This window comes from Prosthecobacter gellanilyticus (genome assembly GCF_007992435.1).
Taxonomy (GTDB): Bacteria; Verrucomicrobiota; Verrucomicrobiia; order Verrucomicrobiales; family Verrucomicrobiaceae; genus Prosthecobacter; species Prosthecobacter gellanilyticus.
Map to the genome: position 1 here is coordinate 1 of NZ_BKAG01000073.1, position 22,682 is coordinate 22,682.

A 22,682-nucleotide genomic window follows, 5' to 3' on the forward strand; every position below is an offset into this window, starting at 1 on the left:
ACCGTGTTTCGTCAGGGGCGGAGCGGGGTTGGAAAAGCTTGGGCCTCGGGAGAGATGGCGGGGTTTGGTGAGCTTGAGCTTCGGACGAGACACATTCATCCTTCGCAGTCCTGCTTTGGAGAACGGGGCTCTTCCCTACCAGGGGTTTGGGGGCGCTGCCGCGTCTGGGTGGTAGCGAGGGGCGACTTGGTGCCTCCATGTTAATGCGCTTTTGGTTAGGGCGAGCGCGCTTTTTGCGGTGTCCAAAGGGGCCGCTTGGGTCACTTGGGGCGGAGGGGGAGTTCGAGGAGTGTGGGGAGCCTGTCTTGGGCGCTCACTCACCTTTATGAACTTATCTGATGATCCTCTTGATCTTGATCTTGATCTTGATCTTGAGACTGAAACTGACGCTGCGGTTGCGGCTGATTCTCCGGTGGTCGGGACTGGCTCTGAACTTGAAGCCTCGGCGGGGGCTTTGCCGTCGATGCCGAGTGTGCCTCTGCCGGCCTTGACGACGCGGACGGGGACGAGTTTACGATTGTTTACCGTGGTTGACGGTTGTTTACGGTGGCTTGGGATCGGGAAAGTCAATCCAAGTGAATCCGACTGGATCCAACCTGTTGTTAGGGGCGAGGGTGGATGGAGTTGGTGGGGTTGTTTGCTCATCACACGGAGTGTGATGGCTACTATGCTGGCGCGTTTCGCGGCGCGGGTTTCAGGGAATCCGAGTCAATCCGACCTGATCCGAGTTGATTTCATGGGAGTGATAGGGCGCGGGCGTTCTTCCTCCAGGGGGCGAGAGCGGGGTTGGAAAAACTCGGGCCTCGGGCAGGTGGCGAGGTGCGGTGAGTTTAAGTTTCGGACGAGACACATTCATCCTTCGCAGTCCTGCTTCGGAGAACGGGGCTCTTCCCTACCGGGGTTTTGGGGGCGCTGCCGCGCCTGGGTGTGATGAGGTGGATTCAGGAATCCGAGTGAATCCGACCTGATCCAAGGTGTTTTTGAACGGCTGGCCTGCGAGTGAGGAGACGCGGGCGCCACAGGTCGGTCGTGAGGGATCTGGGGCTTCGACAGGTCCATTTGAGGCTGGATGGACGATCTGAGGATAGACAGTTCTTCTCTCCTCAAACCTCAGTTTTTCACACTCATGAAACCTATCAATCACCAGATCAATGAGTTCGACGTCGGTCCGGATGCGACGCCGGAACAGGCCAAACAGATGGCCGAGATCCTCACGGCGGCGGGGTATCCGACGGAATACATCTCCACCCAGGGGGCGGAGTCTGAGGAACTGGCGGACAGCGAGGAGCCGGATGCGGAGATCCCAGAGGAGGTTTGGGCGAAGGCGCTGGATCAATTGGATCCGGCGTAGTGGCATAGTGGCGGAGCGTCAAGGAGTCGAGCGGGTCAACTCTTGACGCTCTGACGCCCCCAATCACTCACTTCTCATCCAAACCGCGGCGGATCTTGTGCAGCAAGAAGGTGCGGTGGCCGCTGACGACGCTGAAGGATGGATGGGTGTTAAGCTGGACGCGGATGAACTCGATCTCCTCAAACGCGGCGGCCTGGGCGGCAGGCGGCCAGCCGGAGGTGTTCACGATGCGGATGAGGCGGTCGACGTAGTCGCTCTGCAGGTTCTGGCGGATGGAGTCGGGGCCGGCGGCTGGATCGCCAGTGAAGATGCCTTCAGTGACTTTGCGCATGACCTGGGCGAGGGTGACTTCGTTGCCGTAGAGGCCGGAATCCAGAATGCGGCGGTGAGTTTCCAGATGCATGAGCTGGTCCAGCAGCGAGCGCTGCACCTGGCCGATGCGGTCGTGAAGTTTCGGGGCCTCGTCTTCCTTGAAGAAATCAAAGCCGCGGCGCTGCTGCTGCAAGTGAGCGACGAGATCCGCGGGAGGCACCATGGCACCGGGGGCGAAGGCGTATTTGTTCATGGCATCGAGAGCGGCGAACTGCTTCTCCTTGGCCACGGGCGTGTACGGCTTTTTGTTCGGCGCTTGACCCACAAAGGCGCGCTCGACCTCGACACCACCGACGTAACGCGACATGGCCACGACGGCATCCGCGCTCTCGCGTGTGAGCGTGACGTAGGACTGGAGCAAGGACTGCCAGCTATCACCTTTCTCAGGCTCTTTCTTGAGGAGGTCCTTGAGCTTGGCGTTCACCAGCTCGCAGCGCTGGGTGCCGTAGCCGATGGGGTCGCTGCTCATGTCATAGATCATGACTCGGGGATCGATCCCCTTCCCGGCTTTGCGCATGTCGTCGGCATCATTGCCGAAGGCCAGCTCAGGCTGGTGGGAGCGCGCTGCGACGGTCTGCAGGCGTGTGGTTTCAGCCTTCGGATCTTCCAGGCCTTCGCTGTAACCATACTCGATGGCCCAGTGGTCATACGGACCGGGCTTGGTGATGTAGAACTCACCCTGTGGTGTGTTCAGCGGCGCGATGTTTGCCGGCATGTAGTCCATGACGGAGCCGGTGAGGCCGGTCTTGGAGGTGATTTCCTTTTTATGAATATCTGTGGCATTGTAGAGATGGCTGGCGCGGAAGTTGTGATTCAGGCCGAGCGTGTGACCGACCTCATGCAGAATGAGCTTGGTGAGCGCCTCATTGGTCAGCGCCTTCATGTCTGGCATGGAGGCATTTCCGAGTTTCAGCGCGGCCTGGCCAAACATGAGGCCCTGCTGGGCAAAGCCTGCCTCAGCGCAGAAGCGGCGAGGATCGCGGAAGGGCTCGTCTTTGTCATCCTGAGGCGAGGCAAGACCGAGCTCCATGAAGATGTGCTGGCTGCGCAGGCGGTTCGTGAGGAAGCTGAACTCCAGCATGATGTCCGCGCCGAGGATCTGGCCGGTGCGTGGGTTCACAAAGCTGGGGCCATAACCGCCGAAGGGCGGATTGGGCGAGGACGTCCAGCGCAGGACGTTGTAGTTGATGTCCCCGGCATCCCAGGTGGCATTGTCAGGCTGCACTTTGACGACGATGGCGTCTTTAAAACCAGCGGTTTCAAAGGCCTGGTTCCAGCGCAGCGTGGCGGTGCGGATGACATCACGCAGTTCCAGCGGCGTGGTGTTTTCGATCCAGAAGGTGATGGGCTGCACGGGCTCGCTGAGTGCGGTGCCGGGCTTCTGCTTCACCAGATTCCAGCGATGGATGACATCGCGATACGGTGTGGGATCGGTACTGGTCATGTCCGTGACCTGGGTGCTGAAGTAACCGATGCGGGCATCTTCATACCGAGGTTTGAAGTCGTTGTCCGGCACCTTGATGAGGCTGTGCTGGACCTTGATGCTGACGTAGCGCGGATCGGTGACTTCCTCGGCCTTCACTTTGGGATCGCTGGTCCAGGAGGGGGCGGGGTTTTCAAACACATATTCGACACCGACGACGGTGTTGTCTGGATAGCCTCGCAGCGCCAGGAACTTGGTCTTCGTATCGCTCAGCTTGCCGAGCACGGCTTTGGCGGGATCGCCACCGGGATACTTCACCATGAGGAGGCTTTCCTTGAGGAAGAGGTTTCCGGCGGAGATGAGGAAGCCGCCATTGTCCTGCGCCACGATGGCCTCGCTGGCGAGGATGGCGTTGGAGATGTTCGCCTTCTTGGCGCGTGCCAGAGCGTTTTGAGGATCGAAGTAGAAGGCGGTGTTTTCAGCGACGAACTCCACGCGCTCGAACACCTTGCTGATGCGGAAGATGACCTCACTGCCGTAGCTGCCGCGGTTGTGGCCTGCCTGCACGACGCCGTCCGTGGTATGGGTGAAGTAGATGAACTCCGGGCCGATGTGCTCCTTCTTGATGTAGAGATGCACGGTGCCCTTTTCGCGATCCAGGAAGAGGTCAAAGAGACCGCCGATGCGCTGGTGGCCCTTGGTGACTTCAGCGACCGACTTGATCTTTTCCGGTGGCTTGGCGGTGGCGCCAGGCGCTGCGGCCTGAGGGGTGGCGGGCTTGGCTTCAGAGCCAGGCTTTGTCTCAGGAGTCGCTGCCGCAGGAGGCTGGGGCGCGCCTGGCTTCGCGGGTTCGGGAGTGGCCGGCGCGGGTTTGGCAGGCTGCGGCTGGTCAGGCTTCGTGGGCTCGGGTTTCTTCCCTTCCGGCTTGGCTTCAGGGGCTGGCTTTTTTTCAGGCTTGGCCTCCGGTTTGGCGGGGGCTGCCGGTGCAGGAGCTGGAGCGGGGCTGGGTTCAGGTTTGGCGGGAGCTTCGGCGGCAAGGGAGGCCGTGGCGAGACCAGCAGAAATCAAAAGCGGAAGAGAGAGGGAACGCATGACCGGGATAAAACGTGGACCTGTGAAATCTCTTGGTTTTGATTGCTGATCACAAGAATTCTTTGCCTGAGTTCCTCTCACAACCCTGACACGAGGTGCCAAAAACGTCAGGACGTCAGCCAGATGTCAGGTCATGGCGGCAAACGTGACGTGAATGTCAGGGTGACCTCTGACTGTAAGCAATTTGTATAAATAGAGTAAGTGTAATAGGTATTGAACGGGCAAAGATGGCTGTGATATTTAATCAGTGATTTTTATATATAATTATGAAAATTATAAAAAAGCAGACCTTGCCCGGATTTTCTCTGATGGAGCTATTGATCGTCATTGCGATCATCGGCCTCATGGCGAACATGATCATCTTTGCCTGGAGTGGACACTACTCGGAGGTGAATGCGATCAAGGACCGGCGCAATGCCCAGACCATCGCTTCCCTGGCCTCCACCGCCAGCGTGGCAGGTGCGAGCTTTGTGGTGGCGGGAGACATTCCGGCGACGGTTGACAATCTGGCGCAGGGCACCACGCCTACCTCTGGCGTCTTCAGAAACCGGGAGTTCAAACTACCCCCGATGGGCACCCAGGAGATCACCGGAGCACTGAACTACCTGCAGTGGAGCGGGTCTGACCTGATCTACAAGCGCTGAGCATTCTGCCAGCAGGCATGCCTGCCATCAGACCGATCCCCGGCCCATTCCCCTGGTGCATGTTTTCGAGGCTCGCTCTGAAAAGAAACGTTGAGTGCTGAGGGCGTCGTGGCTTTGATGTGGCGAAGCCGTTTCATACGACGCGCACCGCCACCCTTCCTCGTTTCACGAACCCACCATGTCCCTCGGCCAGCTCCTCCTCACCGGCGTTCCCGGTCCTGAACTCGACTCTGACACCGCCGCTCGTTTCAAGAAACTCCAGCCCGGTGGCTTCATCCTCTTCGGCCGCAACATCAAGTCCCCGGAGCAACTCAGGAAGCTGATCGACGATCTTCGTGACATCTCGAAGATCGAGCCCTTCATCACCATCGACCAGGAAGGCGGCCGCGTGTCTCGTCTGCGCTTGATTGGCCAGGAGCCGCCGAATGCCCAGGCCCTGCGTGATAAAGGCGACCCTGCCCTGATCAAGCAGCACGGCAAGCTCACGGGCCAGATCCTGCGCCTCTTCGGTTTCAATCTGGACCTCTGCCCTGTGCTCGACATCTCCTATGACGACACGGCGGACAACTCCCTCAAAGGCCGCTGCTGGGGCAAGACCACCCAGCAGGTCATCGACAATGCCGGCATCTTTAACCGCGCGATGCGCAAGGAAGGCGTCCTGAGCTGCGCAAAGCACTTCCCGGGCTATGGACCTGCCGAGTGTGATCCGCATGAGTTCCTGCCCGTGATCACGAAGAGCCGCAGCGAGATGGAGATGAGCGAGCTCATGCCCTACACGGCGCTGCTGCCGGAGATCGACAGCGTGATGACCTGCCACAGCAACTACACGGCGTATGACCCGGACCGCGGCCGCTGGCCGGCCAGCCTGAGTCATAACATCTGCACGAAGCTGCTGCGTGACCAGCTGGGCTTCGAAGGCTTGGCGATGACCGATGACCTGGACATGGGTGCCATCCTCAATGAGGTGACCTTTGAGCAGGCCATCCAGGAAGCGGTGCGCGCAGGCAATGACCTCGTCATGATCTGCCATCGTCTGGAGATGGTGGAGCAGGCACGCCAGCACCTCGATGGCGTGGAGCACCCGATCATCCATGATGCCCTGGTGCGCATCGAGAAAACCAAGAAACGTCTGGTGGCTCCTGACAAGTTCAGCCTCGACCGCTTCGACGCCATCAACAAGGACATCTGGGACCTCCGGGTGGCCACGCTGGGTGAGGAGAAGGCCTCCGTCCTGAGTGTGGAAGATGGCAAACGCTCACCTGTCGAGCTTTACTAAAGGTGACAACTCTGTCATAATTGGGGTTCGCATCCATCCAACCCCACGTCCGGTTCGTGTCCTCTGCCATCCCCCCTACCTACGAGAGTCCCCTGCCCAAATGGCTCCGGCTTTACCTGCCATTGGCCATCATCATCTACCCGCTCTTTTTGACCGTCCCCGGCTGGAACTGGGAGGCTAAGGTCTATCGTGAGTTCGGTCTCATCGAGAACCTGACGGTGCTCTTTCTGGGCTGCTCGGTGGTCCTGAGCCTCCGTGCGCTGCTGGCGGCCAATGACTGGAAACGCCGGGTGGTCCTGGCTCTCTTTGCCTTTGGCTGCTTTCTCTTCCTGGGGGAGGAGATCAGCTGGGGACAGCATTTTGGCCATTGGACGGCTCCAGAAGAGTGGGCGGAGTTGAACCGTCAGCACGAGACCAATCTGCACAATCTCAAGGGCTGGACGGAATTCATCTTCACCACGCTGGCCCGCAATGGCATTTGCGTGGGTGCCGTCGTGGGAAGCATCATCGTTCCATGGTGGCTGCGCCGTCGGCCAGCACCCGGTCCTGCGAGCTTGAACTTCTGGCTCTGGCCCTCCAGTCAGAGTGCTTTCATGGCCATCCTGGTGAATCTCAGCGTGCTACCTCGCAAGATCGCCCGCAAGATCGTGGGACAGGATCTGCCCATTCCCTACATCGGTCATGACGATGGCGAGATGAAGGAAGTGCTCATCGCGCTCTTCTTCCTGCTTTATGCGCTGACACAGTGGCATCTGAGCCGCCGCCAGCGTGAGGCAAACGAAGGCTGAGCAAATCTGCATGGGCATGGCCAGTGTCTGGAAACGCTGGCGACACACCTTTCCGCGTGCGCAGCTCCGAGATCGCGGCATGGTGCGCGCTTCCAGATGGCGGGTCAGTTTTTCCGACCGCTCTTCAGTCCCGCCTCCCGTCCCCCCAACCCTCCCTCTTTCTCTCAAGCTCCCCCTTATGTTACGGTGGGAAACGTTCCTCTGGCTCGCCAGTTACATCATCCTTTGTTTCGGACTGTCCATCTTCGGCGCGCACAAGCTGAAGGTGCTTTACGGCTACTGGCGGCATCGCCGGACGCCTCCCGTGGCTCCCACACAGTTCACGGAACTGCCGGTCATCACCGTCCAGCTTCCCATCTTCAATGAGGCGGACGTGCTGGACCAGCTGGTGGGTTATGTCAGCGCGCTGAACTACCCCAAAGACCGCCTGCAGATCCAGTTTCTCGATGACTCCACCGACGAAACCACTGCTCTGGGCGAAGCCCACGCGCAGAAGCTCCGCGAGCAGGGTTTCGAGGTCGAGTATCGTCACCGCACCAACCGGCAGGGCTTCAAGGCGGGCGCGATGGATGAAGGCATGGCCACCGTGAAGGGGGAGTTCATCGCCATCTTTGACGCGGACTTTGCGCCCGAGCCGGACTTCCTGCTGAAGACGATCCATCACTTCACCAATCCTGAGGTTGGCATTGTCCAGGCACGCTGGGTGCATCGGAATCTGGAGTATTCCCTGCTCACTCGTCTCCAGGGCATTCTTCTCGACGGACACCTCATGCTGGAGCAGACCTCCCGCAGCCGCTGGGGTGAGTTTTGTAACTTCAACGGCACTGCCGGCCTCTGGCGGCGCAAGGCCATCGATGATGCAGGTGGCTGGAAGGCCGACACTCTCACGGAGGATCTGGACCTCACCTACCGCGCGCAGTTCCGGGGCTGGAAGTTCGTCTATCTGAATGACGTCGTCGTGCCTGCAGAGCTGCCGCCTGACATGGACGGCTACAAGTCCCAGCAGCATCGCTGGGTGAAAGGGTCTATCCAAGTTTGCAAAAAGATGCTCGGCCAGGTCTGGCGGAGCAATGCGCCCCTGCACACCAAGTTTGAGGCCACCGCGCATCTCGGCGCGAATTTTGCCAACCTGCTCACGCTGGTCTCCCTGGTGCTCGTGTATCCCTGGAGTTTCCTGCCGCAGAACTCCTGGCAAAAAGCCGTCTTCCTGGACCTCCCGGTCTTCTTCTTCGCCACTATCTGCGTGATCTGTTTCTACCTCACCGCCCAAGGCGCGCAGAGCCGCTGGGGCTGGCTGAAGACCCTGCCCTACATCCCCTTCTTCATGGCGCTCGGGATCGGCATGACCATCAACAATGCACGCGCGGTGATCGAGGCTCTGCTCGGTCAGCAATCCGAGTTCGTCCGCACTCCCAAATACGGCGTGAAAAGCAAGGGCGAGGCCGCCAAGAAAGCCTTTCACTACAAGGCGGGCAAGTCCGTCGGACTCTGGATTGAGGTCGTGCTCGTCATCTACTTCGCCTGGCTCGTCTGGCTGGCCATCGAGATGAAGGACTGGGGTGCCCTGCCCTACCGCATGCTGTTCATGTTCGGCTTCCTCTACGTCTCCTCAGGATCGCTTTTCAGGCGCTTCTCGATGGGCGGCTCGTGATTTGCGTCACGACGCCGCTTCTCCGCCGGCACCCAGGTGCTTGAGATAATCAAAAGTGTAGAGGCCTGTGTTGTGCCCGTCGCTGAAATCAAACTGGAGGGCATACCCACCCACTGGCTTCCAGCCGCGCACCGTCACACCTGGATAAGCCTTCTGGTCCGTGCCGCCGAACTTGCGGCCCACCAGATCACGCTCCCCCGTGTTTTCGGCACTGGGAGATGCCGCGCGCAGGCGCTCCATGAGGATGTACTGCTCCGTCCCGTCTGCCCACAGAAGGGCGACTTCATTGCCAATGAGTTCGATGCGGTCCAGGCGGTTCATGCAGGTGCTTAGATGAGGTCGGTTCGGCCTACAAGGGCCAAGCCGCAAGCATCCGATGGAAAAAGTGATTGCCGTGCAACGTCCTATCCCCTGTAATCCGCCCGCTTTTCCCGACCCGACTCATGAGCACCACCACCGCCTCCGACTCCAAGCCCGACATGAAATTGTTCTGGGCCTGCTTCATCGCCCTCGTGGCCACGTCCTTTGTTTTTGGCGTCCGCGCCAACACCATCGGCCTGCTGCAGGATGGCTTCAATCTCTCGGAGAATGAGAAAGGCGCCATCAATGGTGCGGGCATGTGGCCCTTCGCCCTGAGCATCATCTTCTTCAGTCTCGTGATCGACTGGATAGGTTACAAGACGGTCGCCCTCTTTGCCATCGCCTGCCACCTCATTTCCCTCGTGCTCACCCTGCGAGCGGATGGCTTCTCTTCCTTCTACTGGAGCACTCTCCTGGTCGCCGTGGCCAATGGCACCGTCGAGTCCTTCATCAACCCGGTCGTGGCCACACTCTTCAACAAGGACAAGTCCAAGTGGCTGAACATCCTTCACGCGGGCTGGCCGGCAGGTCTGGCCCTGGGGGCCTTGTTCTGTGCGCTGTTCCCGAACACCTCGCTGTTTTTTGATGCCGTGTGGAAGTTCCGTTTCGCACTCTGCTTCATCCCGGTGGTGCTTTACGCGCTGCTCATTCTTCCCTGCAAATTCCCCGTCAATGAGCGCGTGGCTGCCGGTGTGAGCTATCGCGACATGCTGAAGGAAGTTGGTGCCGTGGGCTTTTTCATCATCGGTTTCCTCATGTACTTCGCCATCATGCAGCTCGCTGGCAAAGAGGCGTCTTTGACGGCCTCGCTAATGGCTGGGGCCGCTATCGGATTGGTGGCCGGACTCTACACCGGATCGCTGGGCAACTGGATGTTCCTGCTCGTGCTCGTCATCATTGGCCCTCTCGCCACCACGGAGCTCGGCACGGACGGCTGGATGCCTGAGCTGCTGAAGCTGAATGGTCCTGCGGACTCGCCAAACTTTGCCGCCTGGGTCTTTGTGTATGTGTCTGCCATCATGACCATCCTGCGCTTTTATGCCGGACCGATCGTGCACCGCTTCTCACCCATCGGCCTGCTCGTGCTTGGCTCGGCAGTTGCCATCGCAGGGCTGATGCTGCTCTCCAAGAGTGTCGGTTGGGCCATCGTTGGCGCTTCCACCATCTACGCTCTCGGCAAGACTTTCCTCTGGAGCACCACGCTTGGCCTGACCTCTGAGCAGTTCCCCAAAGGCGGTGCTTTGACGCTGAACGGTGTGTCGGCCGTGGGTGTGCTCTTCCTCGGCGTGCTCGGCAGCCCGTTCATCGGCTATCAGCAGGACAAGGACATGCACCAGCGCCTGGAGAAAGATCACGGTGCCCTTCTCGTCAAAGTCGAAGGCCAGGCCAAGGACAGCATCTTCGGCAAGGCCCCGAGCCTGGATCAGGCGAAGATCAAGGCACTCAATGAAGCTGACACCCAGGAACTGACCGCCGTGCAGGCCGATAGCAAGCGCGGTGCCTTCACGGACATCGCCGTGCTTCCTGGCTTCATGCTGCTCTGCTATCTCGTCCTCTGGCTCTACTTCCGTGCCAAGGGCGGCTACAAGCCCGTGGCCATCGGCGGACATTAGGCCGGAAATCTTTCAGCTTTTTCCTACGAGGCGGCCTTTTCGAAGGCCGCCTTTTTTATCTTGTCACCTCAGCCTGCCCCCTCTAAAACCTCGCGCGCTTGTTCCCGGTCGCTCAGACAGGTCTGACGGGCGTCATCAATAACTTCATTATCCCCACCAACCATCTCCATCTCCCACTATGAGTGAAAACAATCGAATGCGCCTTCTTTGGGCCGGCTTCATGGCCATTCTCGCCGCAGGCGTCGGCTTCGCCATCCGCGGCGGCATCTTTGACAACTGGGGCAAGGAGTATGGCTTCACGGCTGCTCAGCTGGGTGCCATCGGTGGCGCAGGCTTCTCCGGCTTTTGCTTTGGCATCATCATTGGTGGCGTGATCGTGGACAAGATCGGGTATGGCAAGCTGGTCGCCCTGGCGCTCCTTTGCCACGTGCTCTCCGCTTTCGTGACCTTCGGTGCCAGCACCCCTGCGAACGCTTATAATTTCCTCTTCTGGGGCATGTTCATCTTCGCTTATGCCAACGGCACTCTCGAAGCTGTGGCGAACCCGCTTGTGGCCACGCTGTTCCCTGAAAACCGTACGCACTACCTGAACATCCTACATGCCTCCTGGCCTGCCGGCATGGTGCTCGGTTCTGTGGCCGGCTGGGTGCTCGACGACAAGATGCAGCTCGGCTGGAAGGTTCAGCTCGCTCTCTACCTCGTGCCGACCGCCCTCTATGCGATCATGTTCCTGGGTCAGAAGTTCCCGAAATCCGAAGCCGCCGAGAAAGGCGCCAGCTTCGTCAGCATGCTCAAGCCAGTCGGTATCCTCGGCGCTCTGGTTGCCTGCTACCTGCTCTCCCTCTTCTTTGGCGACATCTTCAAGGCCTTCTCTCCTGAGCAGGCGAAGAACATTGGCTATGCCGTGGGTGGCGTGCTCCTCATCGTTGTGGCACTGATGACCAAGTTCTCCCTCGGTTCCTTCATCCTCTTCGTGCTCTTCGTGACCCACGCCCTCGTGGGGGCTGTCGAACTCGGCACGGATGGCTGGATCCAGAACATCACGGGCAACCTCTTCACCTCTGAGCAGGGCAAGTACCTCTTCATCTGGACCTCGGCCATCATGTTCGGTCTGCGTTTCTGCGCTCACTGGATCGAGAAGACTCTCAAGCTCTCCCCGATCGGCCTCCTGCTCGTCTGCGCGGCTATCGCCTGCGTCGGCCTGAACTTGGCCAGCGGCATGCAGACTTTCTCCATGGCCCTCGTCGCTCTCGGTATCTATGCCGTCGGCAAGACCTTCTTCTGGCCCACCATGCTCGCTGTCGTGGGTGACCGCTATCCGCAGTCTGGCGCTGTCGCCATGTCCATCATGGGTGGCATCGGCATGCTCTCCGCAGGTCTGATCGGTGGCCCAGGTCTGGGCTACGGCAAGGACCGTTTCGCCGGTGAGGAACTGAAGAAGGCTGACGCTGCTCTTTACTCCGAGTACAAGGCTGAGAAGCCTTCCACCTTCCTGAACCTCGCCTCCACTGAGGCCTATGGTCTGGACGGCACCAAGCTTGCTGCTGCCAAGGAAGCCAAGGAGAAGACCCCTCAGCAGAAGACTGTCGTCGAAGCCGACCAGAAGGGCGACCGCGCCACACTGAAGGCAGACTCCTTCATCCCGATGACGATGGCTGCAATCTATCTCCTCCTCCTGCTCTACTTCAAAGCTATTGGCGGCTACAAGGTCGTCCGCATTGATGAGCAGGCTTCCTGATTGATTTTCTCAAGCTAGCATCCCAGCGGCGTCCCGGGCAACCGGGGCGCCGTTTTGCTTTTCGGGCTTGCTTCCTGGTCGGAGTTTCGTCATTCGTGCTTCGTCATTCGACCTTCCTCGCCCCATGCCCACCTACGTCTATGAAACCATCCCTCAGTATGAGGGTGATGTGCCCAAGCGCTTCGAAATCCGCCAGAGCATGAAGGACGATGCGCTCACCAAGCACTCCGACAGCGGCCAGCCGGTGCGTCGTGTGCCCATTGGAGGCACTGGAATCATGGGTGGCGGTGGCACTGCGGTATCTTCCGGCGGCGGTGGTGGCGGCTCCTGCGGCTCAGGCTGCGGTTGTCACTGACCACATCTGACTCACACCTAACCACTTTTGCCATGAGCACACCACCTCCTTTCGGCGATCCCGGCAACATCCGCCGCGAGAACTCCTCGGCGATCGGCAAGGGCGTGGCCTTCGGCTGTGGTGGCTGCATGATGCTCATGGCCTGCGGCGTGCTGCTCTTCATCGGCATCGCCATCTTTGTGGTCAACATGCTTCTCCGTTCCGAGCCTAGCGAGTTCGCCTTCCAGACCGCTCAGAAGTCTGAGGTCATTCAGCGCGAGGTGGGCGAGCCCATGAAGCTCGGTTGGTTCATCGCCGGCAGCCTGAAGGACTTCAATGGCAACGGCACGGCCAAGCTCTCACTGCCGATCTCCGGTCCCAAGGGCGAGGTCTCCGTCCATGTGGATGCCGAAGGCAAGCAGGGCCGATGGACCTACAAATCGATGACCGCCACGATCCGCAAGACCGGCGAGCATGTGGACTTGCTGCCGCTCGTGCCTCTGGAGCGCCGGGCTATCCCCTCTGGTGAATCACCACCTTGAAGGCACCACCAGCGCCTTCCGGATCCAGTAGTGGGCCGGTAGCTCTCGGCAGATAGGATCGAATGAACTCAGCCTGAGTCTGCCAGGCCTGTTCCTGCACCCCTAGTTCACGTGTCCATCTGCGATAGTCCGTGAAATTGATATCCGCCGTGATGTCCTGGCGTCCCACATTCTCATAGAGGTCCTGCCCTTCCATGCGGCTGTGCATCAAATAAGCTCGCAGGGTTCCTCGAGGCCGCCGGTGATAGACCGCCGGAAACACATCGCCATAGTCCACCGTGAGCATCGCCCCTTGCTTCCAATGCGGTGTCCAGCCACGAAGCCAGTCACGCACACTCTCATGCAGTTCATAGCGTTGCTGCGGATGCAAGGGAGCCTGCGCGATTGCTGAAAAGCCTTCGCTTTCCAGCGTCAGTGGTTCCAGCACTTCACAAGCCCGGCCACTCGCAAACTCCACACTCACCTCGTTCCATGCGTCATTCTGCCACTGCACAAGCCGCACCGGAAACGCATCTAAAAGTTCGTTATGGTAGATGAACGCTGATCCTCCACAGGCATCGAGCGCACGCTCCAAAGTGTCATGCCAGGTGATGCCCGCACCGAGCCGCTGCTTCTGCTGATCGCGCAACACGGTCGAGGTCTCCACGACATGCCAGCAAAGCCTGCTCCGAGCCCACCAGCCGAGAGACTTACGCACCGTCTGCATCAGCGCTCCATTCCCTGCACCGACCTCGATGACATGCCGGACCTGCGGCATGTCACGCCGACATGCATCCAGCCATCCTGCGACAGCTTGTCCTAGCTGCGGAGACAGAGTGGCCGAAGTGGCAAAGTCCCCACGCTCCCCGCCGATGCCCTGCACTCGGCGGGCATAGTAGCCGCGCTGCGGATCGTGCAAAGCACGCGCCATGAAAGCAGCGAAGGTCTCGGGCATCGGTGGGAAGCTGCGAGCTTGCGGTTACTTCAGCTCCTTGATGCGCAGGTTGCGGAACTTGTAGGTCGCGCCCTTTTCACCGTGATGCTGGATGGCGATGATGCCAGCCGCATCGGTGGCGTCTTCCACATCCGTGGTGACCACGCCGTTCACCTCAATCTTGAGCTTGTTGCCCTTGCAGGTGATGCGGTAGGTGTTCCAGTCGTTGCGCTTGAAAGTATCGCCTGCACGAGCGCGAAAGGCTTCTTCGCTCTCCTTGTTGCCCTTGATCGGGCTGATGAACCACATGCGGCGACCTTCATCATAGAGACCACCGGACCACTTGCGCTTGGCATCACCATCCACCTCGGCCTGATAACCAAACACTTTGTTCGGCTGTACATGCGCGCGGAACATGAATCCGCTGTTCGCCTGGCCTTCCGGAAGCTTGATGTCACCTTCAAAGATGAAGTCACCATAGGTCTTCTCCGTGACCACGAAGAACTTCTTCTCACCCGTCAGATGGATCTCGCCATCCTTGACCTCGATCTGGCCCCACTCATAGGGATTGCGCCAGCCGGTCATGGTCTTGCCATCAAAGAGCGGCACAAAACCGTCTTCTTCAGCGAAGGCAGGAAGGATGGAAAGAGCGAGCAGAGCGGAGAGGAAGGGGCGGGTTTTCATGGTGGGGCCGGAGGGAAAGGCAGAAAGCCCCCTGCGAAAAGCTGAAATTACCTGCCAGTCCGCTTTTTACTTTCCGTTCCCACTTCCCACCTTCCATATTCGTCATTTGTCATTCTGATTTCGTCATTCCCTCCATGTCCTCCCCTCTCTTCGATCTCTCCGGCAAATGCGCGCTCGTCACGGGCGGCAGCAAAGGTCTCGGCAAAGCCATGGCACGCGGTTTCTCGGAAGCTGGCGCGGATGTCTTCATCTCCAGCCGCAGCGCTGAAGAGCTGCAGGCAGCGGCCGCTGAGATCAGCGCAGGCTTGAACGTGCGTGTGGAGTGGATGGTGGCCGACATGGCGGATCGTGCGCAGGTCAAAGCCCTCGCCGCCGAAGCCGAGAAGCGTTTGGGAAAAGTAGACATCCTGGTGAACAACGCCGGCATCAACAACCCGCAGGCCATCGATGAGATCACCGACGAGGTCTGGGACAAGAACGTCGAGGTGGACCTCACCAGCGTCATGGGTCTCACACGCGCCATCGTGCCGGGTATGAAGGCCCGCAAATGGGGCCGCGTCATCCACATCTCCAGCGTGCTGGGCGTGGGTGGCCGCTTGAAGCGGAATGTCTACTGCGCCTGCAAGGCAGCGCTCATCGGCCTCGCCCGTGCCAGCGCTCTCGATCTCGGCCCCTACGGCATCACCGTGAACTGCCTCTGTCCCGGCCCCTTCCTGACGGACATGCCCGGAAAGCTCCTCAATGACGAGGAGAAGAAGTATTTCTCAGACCGCACCGCCCTGAAGCGCTGGGCGGCTCCACGCGAGCTCGCCGGCCCTGCCCTGATGCTGGCCAGCGATGCCGGCAGCTACATCACTGGTGAGGCCCTGGTGGTGGACGGCGGCGCAGCCGTGAACGTGTTGTAAAGGAAAGTTGGGGAGGTGTTCTGCCACAGCATACCTCCTTGCCCTCCCTCTTGACCGCTGCCTTTCTCAACGGCACAGCGAATCCCATGCCCGAAACCAACCCCTGGACCACCCTCAGCACCCGCGAAACCTATGTGAACCCCTGGATCCGGGTGCGGGAGGATCAGGTGCTCAATCCAAGCGGTGGCCCGGGCATCTACGGCGTGGTGGAATACAAAAACATCGCCGTGGGCGTGGTACCCATTGATGACGAAGGCTTCACCTGGCTGGTCGGCCAGTGGCGCTACTGCCATGAGAGTTATGAATGGGAGATCCCGGAGGGGGGCTGCCCGGCTGGCGAAACGCCTGCCGAGTGCGCCCGTCGTGAGCTCCTGGAGGAAACCGGGCTGATCGCCGAAACCATTGAGCCCCTTCTCACTGGCCTGCAGCTTTCCAATTCCACGACGAACGAGGTTTGCGATCTCTTCGTGGCCCGCGGCATCACCCAGGGCGAAGCCTGCCCCGAGGAAACCGAGAAACTGCATGTGAAACGCCTTCCTCTGAGTGAAGCCATTGCCATGGCAAAAGACGGTCGCATCAAGGACAGTCCAAGCGTGCTGGCGCTGCTCGCCCTGGCCTCAAAATAGGTTATGGCCGCCCTTTTGGTTAAGGGTGTGAAGAATTTGGGCAAAACCCATCAAGAAGCACGAAGTCAATACCTTCCTGGTTTAACGCGGATGATCATAAAGATACCAGTCGCGGGCACAACTTTGCGGGCGGATTGAGCCGCAGCTTCTTCACAATGGGGCTTTCATGGGTGCCCCCAGACCACCATGAGGATTAGAGCTGTGTTGTGTAGTGGGTAGCGCCACATTTAGCTTATCTAACTGAATTTGTATATCGTTGTAAATCAACGTTTTGGGCGATTGTTTGAGGGCGGTGGATTGCTCAAGGAAGGTTTTTCGCCCTCAACATTACCCTCTGGTAATGTGTCAATTTTGTATCGTTCCACGGCCTTAAAGTCGACGTTCCACGTCTTTTATGCCTTCCGGACACGTCTCATATTCGCCTTTCGGTTTGACGTCAGGAACGCCGGGAAGCGGCGGCACAGGCGGTGTTTTTGAGGGTGTGAATAACCTGTGAATTGTTCCTGAAAAACTGCTCAGGAACTGCGAAGAAACGACCTTCCTGAAGCTGTATTATCCAATACCGAAGAAACCCTATTCAGCTGGAGGTCTGGTCAGTTTCTTCAGGGTGGAAAGGTCGCCATCCTGGGCCTCGAAGAAAATACCCCAATTTCTGTCGCCACGGCAGGGGGCTTTCCCTAAAGTCACGCAGCATATCCCGCCATTCATGGAAGACGATGTTCATCGGGCCACGGTCTGGGATGGCCTTGGTCAGCCCGTATTTTGGCGGCTCGGCTGGATCCTCCTCGGCAAAGCTGCCAAACAACCGGTCCCAGATGATCAGGCACATGCCCATGTTCTTGTCCAGGTAGCGGGAGTTCGAGGCATGATGCACCCGGTGGTGTGATGGGGTGACCACCACGTACTCCAGCCATCCCAGCTTCCCGACCTTTTCCGTATGAATGAAACTGCCGTAGATCTGTGTGGCGGCATACATGAACAAGACGTCCAGCGGTTCAAAACCCAGCCAGGCAATCGGGGCGAAGTAGGCCGTGCGATACACGGGCTGGAAGACGGAAGAGCGGAAGCCTGTGGTCAAATTGAACTCCGGTGAGGAATGATGAGTGACGTGTATCGCCCAAAAGAGCCGGCAGTGATGATCCACGAAATGCAGTACATAATAGGCCAGGTCCTCAATGAGAAAGAGCGCCAGCCAGTAGATCCAGCCTTTGTCCAAGGTAAACAACCGGTGATGCCAGCAAAACAGCAGGACCGGCAGGACGACGATGGAGCGAAGCAAAAGATCCAGGCTGCCATTGAGCCCAGCGAGATAGAAATTGGTCAGGGTTTCGCGCCAGGTGTAGGCACGGATGTGCTGAAAGTGCGTGAGGATGATCTCGACCAGAATGGCGATCAAGATCACCGGCACGCTGAAGAGCATCAGGCTTTGTTCGCGGAAAGCTTCCATGTGACAGAGCTGTGACATCTGCCCTCGAATGAGCAGGCTGTCCAGAATCGAAAAGCACAGTGCAGTTGACGTGCCAAACATTGCACGCTGACATTTGCGTCATGGACCACACGCAGCCTGGCTCTTTCAGATCACGTCCGCTCATTTCCCGGCCTCACCAGATGTCATTGGAGCAGACAGCGAACGGCCTCGTCATCACCCGTCAGTGGCGGAGCCCGGCTGGCCTGCTGATGATTCCCCTCTCCATCCTCTGGATCGTCGTTCTGATCGTTTTACCATCATTCACGAAAGGCAGGACGGACCCCATGATCACTCTGGTGATCCCAGTCATGCATGTCACCATGGGCATCGGAATCAGTTACTTGACGCTGGCCCATCTGATCAACCGCACGCGGATCATCGTTACGCACAGCCACGTATCTGTGGCCCATGGTCCTCTTCCCTGGCCTGGCAACCGCAGCGTGGCGACGGCCCAGATTAACCAGTTCTTCTGCAAAGAATTTCGACGCCGCACCAACCAGGGACTGCAAAAGCGCTATCAGGTTTGGGTGCTCATGTCTGATGGCACCCAGTCAAAGCTGGTCGATCTGGGGCTGGCACCTGAGCGGGCGCTCTACATCGAGCAGCAGATCGAGATGGCGCTTAACATCCAGGACCGTGAGGTCCCGGATGAGCTGCCTCGTTGAGATGCGCTTCTATTCCTATTAAAGCGAGACCGTGCCGTTGGCCTCGATGGCCTTGGTGAGACCTTCCCAGCCCTCTGGGCGCTGGCTCTGGAACATGTGCAGATAAAGAGCGACCTGCTTGGCCGGATAAGCCGCGAGGAGAGCATCGATGCCTGCGGTCGCCTTGTCCTGTTCGATGGCTTCCGGCAGATCTTCCACCTGGCCTTTGCCGTCGTGCTCAATGCCGACCGCGTTCAGGAAGGTGATGAGCATCTGGCTCTGGGACTTCAGCAGCCAGATCTGGATGAGCTGCTCGATCACCGGGCCGTTGCTCTTCAGATTCAGCTGGGCCACCAGCCACTCCTGCTGCTGTGCGCGGGACTTCTCCAGCACGAACTGCGGACGCAGCTTCCTAGCGGCGGCCAGGGAGTTCATCATCGCGCGATACGCCGGGCGCTCATCATTCTGGATGTAGCCGAGGATCTGGTTGCGCAGTTCAGGGCCGATGGCTTCGAGGAGTTGCTGGGGGGACATGGAGCCGGATACGTGGTTGGGGAAAAGGTGAAATCAGGATTTGGGAGGGATGTCCAGCTAGCACGCTGGCACTTTTGAGGCAAACGCTTTCCAGCCCAGATGGGCGCCGTTTGGCGTTCTCTGCCATGGTCATAGAGAATGTGTATTAAGCTGAAGATCGTCTTGACCGTCTGCGCGCTGATTTCATATTCAGCGGTCTCCCTCGCAAATCCCCCCATGATGCCTGTCCCTCCCCAGGCATTTCACGGCACCTATGGCCGTCTCTAAAAAAACAACTCCTGCCAAGAAGTCCGCCCGCCCCGCCACTGCGTCCGCAGCTGCCCCGGCGTCGGCTTCGTCTGCTGCGTCAGCCAGCCAAGCGTCCTCGACCAGCGGCCAGACGCCAAAGCGTGGCCGGGGTCGGCCGCGCAAGCACCCCTTTGTGGAGAAGGCGGCTGCCCAGCCGCTGGTCTCACCAGACGGCACCTTGCTGAAGCGCCGCCGCGGCCGTCCACCTAAAAATGGTTATACCGCCCCGTCTGTTGTCGTCTACAATGACATCAACGCGCCCGAGGTGCAGTCACGCATCCGCAGCCTGATCCGTCTGGCCAAGGACCAGGATCATCTGAACTGGGATGACATCAATGACGCCCTGCCCATCGGCATCGTCACCACGGATTTGATCGAGGAGGTGCTGACCCGTCTCCGCTCACTGGAGATCAAGATCACCGACGAGGCCGAGGCACCCACTATCCGCGTGGCACCCGTGGCCGCCGCCAAGGCTGGAACACCCGCCGCAGCTGCCAAGGATGAGGCACCCAAGCTGGATCAGTTTGATGATCCGGTGCGCATGTATCTTCGTCAGATGGGCCAGGTGCCGTTGCTGACTCGTGATCAGGAGATCGAGATCTCCAAACGCATCGAGAAGGCTGAAACAGATCTGCTTCACTGCCTGCAAAACGTCGGCTTCGTGGCCATCAGCTACCTGCAGTATGCAAAGAATCTGGCGGATGGACTGGAGCGCTTCGACCGTTTGGTGATTGATCGCAAATCCGAAGAGCGCGACCTTTACTTTAAGAAACTGACCCCGCTGGTGACTCAGGCAGATGATGCCATCAAGAAGGGCGCCACACTGTACAAGGCTCTTTGCGCCGCTCCTGCTGGCAAGAAAAGAGAAACTGCCCAGACTGCCTTCGACTCTTCCCGCACCGCCTTCTTCAAGCTCTGCGCCAAGTTCTTCTTCAAGCAGAAGATCAACGAGGACTTCGTGGCTCTCATCGAGCGCAAGCTCGTCGAGCTTGATGAACTCGAGACCGAGATGGCTGAGCATCCGCGCACTCAGAGTCTCAAGGACAAGCTCCATCAGTTCGAGCAGGACGGCTGGCAGAGCGCCGAAGGCTTCCGCAAGATCGCCGCAGATGCACGCCGCTGCGTGGCTGAGTCCACCCGTGCGAAGACGGAGATGATCGAGGCGAACCTGCGTCTCGTCATTTCCATCGCCAAGAAGTACACGAACCGCGGCCTGTCCTTCCTCGATCTCATTCAGGAAGGCAACATGGGGCTGATGCGTGCCGTGGAGAAGTTCGAGTATCGCCGCGGTTACAAGTTTTCCACGTATGCCACGTGGTGGATCCGTCAGGCCATCACCCGCAGCATTGCTGATCAGGCCCGCACCATCCGCATTCCGGTGCACATGATCGAGACGATCAACAAGCTCATGCGTGTGCACAAACAGCTCGTGCAGGAGCTCGGGCGTGATCCGACTCCGGACGAGATCGCCGAGGAGATCCACCTCCCGGTCGAGCGCGTGAACGCTGTCCTGCGCATGTCCCAGCAGCCGGTCTCCATGCAGGCGAAGGTCGGTGACAGCGAGGGCGATACCGAGTTTGGTGATTTCATCGAGGACAAGGAAGCCCGCGACCCGATGGAGCTCACCGCCATGAACCTCCTGCGCGACAAGCTCAAGGACGTGCTCGACACCCTCAACCCACGCGAACGTGAAGTGCTCGAGCAGCGCTTTGGTCTTGTGGACGGTGCCGGCCGAACCCTGGAAGAAGTGGGCCGTCAGTTCAGCGTCACGCGCGAGCGTATCCGCCAGATCGAGGCCAAGGCCCTCCGCAAGCTTCGCCACCCCACTCGTATCCGCAAGCTGGGCGGCTTCTTCGGCGCTGAATGATCATTGGTTAGGTTTTTTGAATCAGGGCTCATGAAATCTCATGAGCCCTTTTTCATGCCATGGGCTCTCTGCTCACAGACCAGCACGAAAGGCTGCATTCCCTGCCTCATCACGAAACATCCCCCACCTGCGAGCAGATGAGGGATGTGAAATGAAACGCTGGCGAGGCTAAAGGCTGATCAGCGGTCGAAGAAGCTTGATTCCTCGCGGTCTGCGACCTTCAGGTAGCGGTAGTACACTTCCAGCATCAGAGTGCAGAGAGCCTGGCGGTACACTGGATCAGGAGCATCACCGGCAGGCCAGTTGGGGCGGCCTTTCTTGAAGCTGCCATCGGGCTGCTGGGCGGAAAGGATCTGCGGCAGGAACTGCTGGTTGTAGAACTTCCACTCTTCACCACCTGCCTGGAAGAAGGTCTGGGTGTAGTAGTACCAGCAGTAAGGGTTGCAGTTTTTGTTCCAGTCCAGAGGCTCGGCTTCCAGGAAGCGATGAAGGAAGTCGATCGCCTTGTTGGTGGCGGCGGTTTTGTTTTTAGCCGCCGTCTGCAGGGCCAGGGAGCCGGCACCGGTGAGGGACCACTGGTTGTAGTGGGCATCACGGCTCGCGCCGCCGAAACCACCGTCCTTGGTCTGCTTCGAAATGACGTACTCCACCATCTTGTCGAGCGCGCTGTGCAGGCCTTCGATCTTCAAGCTGGAGTTCTTGGCCGCCTTGAGCGCCTGGAACTGCCAGCCCGCCACGGAAAGGTCTTCACCGCCGCTGTCTTTATCATAAGCATAGGGCTTGCCCTTCTCAGCACCGCCATAGGTCCAGGAGCCGCGCTTGTTCTGGTTGTCGATGATGAGCTTCACGCCTTTCACGAAGGCGTCCTTCATGCCTGGAAGCTCCTTGTTGCCCAGACGTGCCAGTGTGTACATCTCACCCAGCGCATAGGTCGCGATGCCGTGCGCATAAGTGCTGCCACCGCTCTTGATCTCTTCGCCGATGTAGCCGTACTCGTTCTTATGGGAAAGCTCGATCAGGTAGTTGATGCCCTTCAGCACCGTGTCGCCATAGAAGGGTGAATCTGGAGTCTCGCAGCGGCCCAGGTAGCAAAGCAGAGCCAAGCCGGTCATGGCAGCCTTGTTCGGGCCGGGCCAGGAACCATCAGGATTCTGCTTCGTCTTCAGCCACTCCAGCGAGTTTGAAACCGCGCGCTCGCACTCTGGGCTGCCACCGCTCTCCGCCAGCTTCTTCAAGCGCTCCTGCGGTGAGCAACGGCTGCGCATGGAAGGTGGCAGGCTCACGAAGCCCTGCATGGCGCCCATGCCCATGCCCGTGCCGAAACCACCGCCCGAACCAGCTTTGCCGAAACCACCGCTGCCCAGGGAGCCACCACCGATCATGGAGCTCACATCCGGCACATCCAGAAGATCAGGCGGCGCATCGGGAAGTGAGATCGCCGAGTTGCTGCTCGTGCTCACGATCTTCTTCATCGGCACGGTCTTGTTCAGGCTGGTGCGCTTCTTCTGATTCACCTTGTGCTTCATCTCAGCAGAAGCCTGCGCTCCCTGCTGCGAGCCGCCGCCGGGT

General features: G+C 59.2%; 20 protein-coding genes. 13 read left to right on the forward strand and 7 right to left on the reverse strand.

The annotated features are described in order from the left end of the window. Window positions 1-1,126: 1,126 nt before the first annotated feature. Window positions 1,127-1,351: a hypothetical protein gene (locus BGE01nite_RS27005; protein ID WP_146855730.1), complete on the forward strand. Its 225-nt coding sequence runs from the start codon at window positions 1,127-1,129 to the stop codon at window positions 1,349-1,351. Between the two features lie 67 nt (window positions 1,352-1,418). On the opposite strand, the gene BGE01nite_RS27010 is transcribed toward BGE01nite_RS27005, so the two are convergent. After that, a complete protein-coding gene (locus BGE01nite_RS27010; protein ID WP_146855732.1) occupies window positions 1,419-4,238 on the reverse strand; it encodes a zinc-dependent metalloprotease in 2,820 nt (939 codons plus the stop codon). A gap of 290 nt (window positions 4,239-4,528) precedes the next feature. On the opposite strand from BGE01nite_RS27010, the gene BGE01nite_RS27015 reads away from it, so the two are divergent. From BGE01nite_RS27015 to BGE01nite_RS27030, 4 genes are all read left to right on the forward strand, one after another. Continuing rightward, the gene (locus BGE01nite_RS27015; protein ID WP_218033113.1) at window positions 4,529-4,882 is read left to right on the forward strand and encodes a type II secretion system protein; all 354 of its coding nucleotides are present in this window, start codon (window positions 4,529-4,531) and stop codon (window positions 4,880-4,882) included. Between the two features lie 178 nt (window positions 4,883-5,060). After that, the gene (locus tag BGE01nite_RS27020; RefSeq protein WP_146855736.1) at window positions 5,061-6,158 is read left to right on the forward strand and encodes a glycoside hydrolase family 3 N-terminal domain-containing protein; all 1,098 of its coding nucleotides are present in this window, start codon (window positions 5,061-5,063) and stop codon (window positions 6,156-6,158) included. 56 nt (window positions 6,159-6,214) lie between these two features. After that, window positions 6,215-6,946 (forward strand): hypothetical protein, encoded by a 732-nt coding sequence (locus BGE01nite_RS27025; RefSeq protein WP_146855738.1) that lies wholly within the window; start codon window positions 6,215-6,217, stop codon window positions 6,944-6,946. 178 nt (window positions 6,947-7,124) lie between these two features. Then, window positions 7,125-8,597 (forward strand): glycosyltransferase, encoded by a 1,473-nt coding sequence (locus tag BGE01nite_RS27030; RefSeq protein ID WP_146855740.1) that lies wholly within the window; start codon window positions 7,125-7,127, stop codon window positions 8,595-8,597. A 6-nt stretch (window positions 8,598-8,603) separates the two neighbouring features. Here the strand turns inward: BGE01nite_RS27030 and BGE01nite_RS27035 are convergent, their stop codons facing one another. Continuing rightward, window positions 8,604-8,918, reverse strand: a complete 315-nt coding sequence (locus tag BGE01nite_RS27035) for a gamma-butyrobetaine hydroxylase-like domain-containing protein (protein WP_146855742.1) — start codon at window positions 8,916-8,918, stop codon at window positions 8,604-8,606. Window positions 8,919-9,040: 122 nt separating this feature from the next. On the opposite strand from BGE01nite_RS27035, the gene BGE01nite_RS27040 reads away from it, so the two are divergent. The 4 genes from BGE01nite_RS27040 (at window position 9,041) to BGE01nite_RS27055 (ending at window position 13,184) form a co-directional block, all read left to right on the forward strand. After that, the gene (locus BGE01nite_RS27040; RefSeq protein WP_146855744.1) at window positions 9,041-10,570 is read left to right on the forward strand and encodes an MFS transporter; all 1,530 of its coding nucleotides are present in this window, start codon (window positions 9,041-9,043) and stop codon (window positions 10,568-10,570) included. Between the two features lie 196 nt (window positions 10,571-10,766). After that, the gene (locus tag BGE01nite_RS27045) at window positions 10,767-12,308 is read left to right on the forward strand and encodes an MFS transporter (RefSeq protein WP_218033114.1); all 1,542 of its coding nucleotides are present in this window, start codon (window positions 10,767-10,769) and stop codon (window positions 12,306-12,308) included. A gap of 124 nt (window positions 12,309-12,432) precedes the next feature. Continuing rightward, window positions 12,433-12,663, forward strand: a complete 231-nt coding sequence (locus tag BGE01nite_RS27050; protein WP_146855746.1) for an FmdB family zinc ribbon protein — start codon at window positions 12,433-12,435, stop codon at window positions 12,661-12,663. A gap of 32 nt (window positions 12,664-12,695) precedes the next feature. Next, complete coding sequence (locus BGE01nite_RS27055; protein ID WP_146855748.1) at window positions 12,696-13,184, forward strand: cytochrome c oxidase assembly factor Coa1 family protein; 489 nt, start codon at window positions 12,696-12,698, stop codon at window positions 13,182-13,184. Here BGE01nite_RS27055 and BGE01nite_RS27060 read toward each other — a convergent pair. Next, window positions 13,156-14,118 (reverse strand): SAM-dependent methyltransferase, encoded by a 963-nt coding sequence (locus BGE01nite_RS27060; protein ID WP_146855750.1) that lies wholly within the window; start codon window positions 14,116-14,118, stop codon window positions 13,156-13,158. The genes BGE01nite_RS27055 and BGE01nite_RS27060 overlap by 29 nt on opposite strands. Before the next feature lie 24 nt (window positions 14,119-14,142). Next, entirely contained in the window at window positions 14,143-14,781 is a 639-nt protein-coding gene (locus BGE01nite_RS27065; RefSeq protein ID WP_146855752.1) for a 3-keto-disaccharide hydrolase, read from the reverse strand. Window positions 14,782-14,915: 134 nt separating this feature from the next. On the opposite strand from BGE01nite_RS27065, the gene BGE01nite_RS27070 reads away from it, so the two are divergent. Together BGE01nite_RS27070 and BGE01nite_RS27075 are read left to right on the forward strand one after the other, a co-directional pair. After that, on the forward strand, window positions 14,916-15,686 hold the full coding sequence (locus BGE01nite_RS27070; RefSeq protein WP_146855754.1) for an SDR family NAD(P)-dependent oxidoreductase: 771 nt from the start codon (window positions 14,916-14,918) through the stop codon (window positions 15,684-15,686). A gap of 86 nt (window positions 15,687-15,772) precedes the next feature. Continuing rightward, window positions 15,773-16,312 carry an NUDIX domain-containing protein gene (locus BGE01nite_RS27075; protein ID WP_146855766.1) on the forward strand — a complete coding sequence of 180 codons (540 nt, stop codon included), beginning with the start codon at window positions 15,773-15,775 and terminating at the stop codon, window positions 16,310-16,312. A 577-nt stretch (window positions 16,313-16,889) separates the two neighbouring features. On the opposite strand, the gene BGE01nite_RS27080 is transcribed toward BGE01nite_RS27075, so the two are convergent. After that, a complete protein-coding gene (locus BGE01nite_RS27080) occupies window positions 16,890-17,777 on the reverse strand; it encodes a sterol desaturase family protein (RefSeq protein ID WP_218033115.1) in 888 nt (295 codons plus the stop codon). Between the two features lie 143 nt (window positions 17,778-17,920). Here BGE01nite_RS27080 and BGE01nite_RS27085 point away from each other — a divergent pair, with 143 nt between their 5' ends. After that, entirely contained in the window at window positions 17,921-18,445 is a 525-nt protein-coding gene (locus tag BGE01nite_RS27085; RefSeq protein ID WP_146855756.1) for a hypothetical protein, read from the forward strand. 18 nt (window positions 18,446-18,463) lie between these two features. On the opposite strand, the gene BGE01nite_RS27090 is transcribed toward BGE01nite_RS27085, so the two are convergent. Continuing rightward, window positions 18,464-18,958, reverse strand: a complete 495-nt coding sequence (locus BGE01nite_RS27090; protein ID WP_146855758.1) for a hypothetical protein — start codon at window positions 18,956-18,958, stop codon at window positions 18,464-18,466. A 253-nt stretch (window positions 18,959-19,211) separates the two neighbouring features. On the opposite strand from BGE01nite_RS27090, the gene rpoD reads away from it, so the two are divergent. Beyond that, window positions 19,212-21,113, forward strand: a complete 1,902-nt coding sequence (gene rpoD, locus BGE01nite_RS29760) for an RNA polymerase sigma factor RpoD (protein ID WP_146855760.1) — start codon at window positions 19,212-19,214, stop codon at window positions 21,111-21,113. Between the two features lie 179 nt (window positions 21,114-21,292). On the opposite strand, the gene BGE01nite_RS27100 is transcribed toward rpoD, so the two are convergent. Then, window positions 21,293-22,682: prenyltransferase/squalene oxidase repeat-containing protein (locus BGE01nite_RS27100; protein WP_146855762.1), on the reverse strand; the 1,390-nt coding region annotated here is incomplete at its 5' end.

Coding starts and splice junctions, on each gene's coding strand:
- BGE01nite_RS27005 (WP_146855730.1), top strand. CDS start 1,127: ATGAAACCTATCAATCACCAGATCAATGAGTTCGACGTCGGTCCGGAT.
- BGE01nite_RS27010 (WP_146855732.1), bottom strand. CDS start 4,238: ATGCGTTCCCTCTCTCTTCCGCTTTTGATTTCTGCTGGTCTCGCCACG.
- BGE01nite_RS27020 (WP_146855736.1), top strand. CDS start 5,061: ATGTCCCTCGGCCAGCTCCTCCTCACCGGCGTTCCCGGTCCTGAACTC.
- BGE01nite_RS27030 (WP_146855740.1), top strand. CDS start 7,125: ATGTTACGGTGGGAAACGTTCCTCTGGCTCGCCAGTTACATCATCCTT.
- BGE01nite_RS27035 (WP_146855742.1), bottom strand. CDS start 8,918: ATGAACCGCCTGGACCGCATCGAACTCATTGGCAATGAAGTCGCCCTT.
- BGE01nite_RS27040 (WP_146855744.1), top strand. CDS start 9,041: ATGAGCACCACCACCGCCTCCGACTCCAAGCCCGACATGAAATTGTTC.
- BGE01nite_RS27045 (WP_218033114.1), top strand. CDS start 10,767: ATGCGCCTTCTTTGGGCCGGCTTCATGGCCATTCTCGCCGCAGGCGTC.
- BGE01nite_RS27050 (WP_146855746.1), top strand. CDS start 12,433: ATGCCCACCTACGTCTATGAAACCATCCCTCAGTATGAGGGTGATGTG.
- BGE01nite_RS27055 (WP_146855748.1), top strand. CDS start 12,696: ATGAGCACACCACCTCCTTTCGGCGATCCCGGCAACATCCGCCGCGAG.
- BGE01nite_RS27060 (WP_146855750.1), bottom strand. CDS start 14,118: ATGCCCGAGACCTTCGCTGCTTTCATGGCGCGTGCTTTGCACGATCCG.
- BGE01nite_RS27065 (WP_146855752.1), bottom strand. CDS start 14,781: ATGAAAACCCGCCCCTTCCTCTCCGCTCTGCTCGCTCTTTCCATCCTT.
- BGE01nite_RS27070 (WP_146855754.1), top strand. CDS start 14,916: ATGTCCTCCCCTCTCTTCGATCTCTCCGGCAAATGCGCGCTCGTCACG.
- BGE01nite_RS27075 (WP_146855766.1), top strand. CDS start 15,773: ATGCCCGAAACCAACCCCTGGACCACCCTCAGCACCCGCGAAACCTAT.
- BGE01nite_RS27080 (WP_218033115.1), bottom strand. CDS start 17,777: ATGTCACAGCTCTGTCACATGGAAGCTTTCCGCGAACAAAGCCTGATG.
- BGE01nite_RS27085 (WP_146855756.1), top strand. CDS start 17,921: ATGTCATTGGAGCAGACAGCGAACGGCCTCGTCATCACCCGTCAGTGG.
- BGE01nite_RS27090 (WP_146855758.1), bottom strand. CDS start 18,958: ATGTCCCCCCAGCAACTCCTCGAAGCCATCGGCCCTGAACTGCGCAAC.
- rpoD (WP_146855760.1), top strand. CDS start 19,212: ATGGCCGTCTCTAAAAAAACAACTCCTGCCAAGAAGTCCGCCCGCCCC.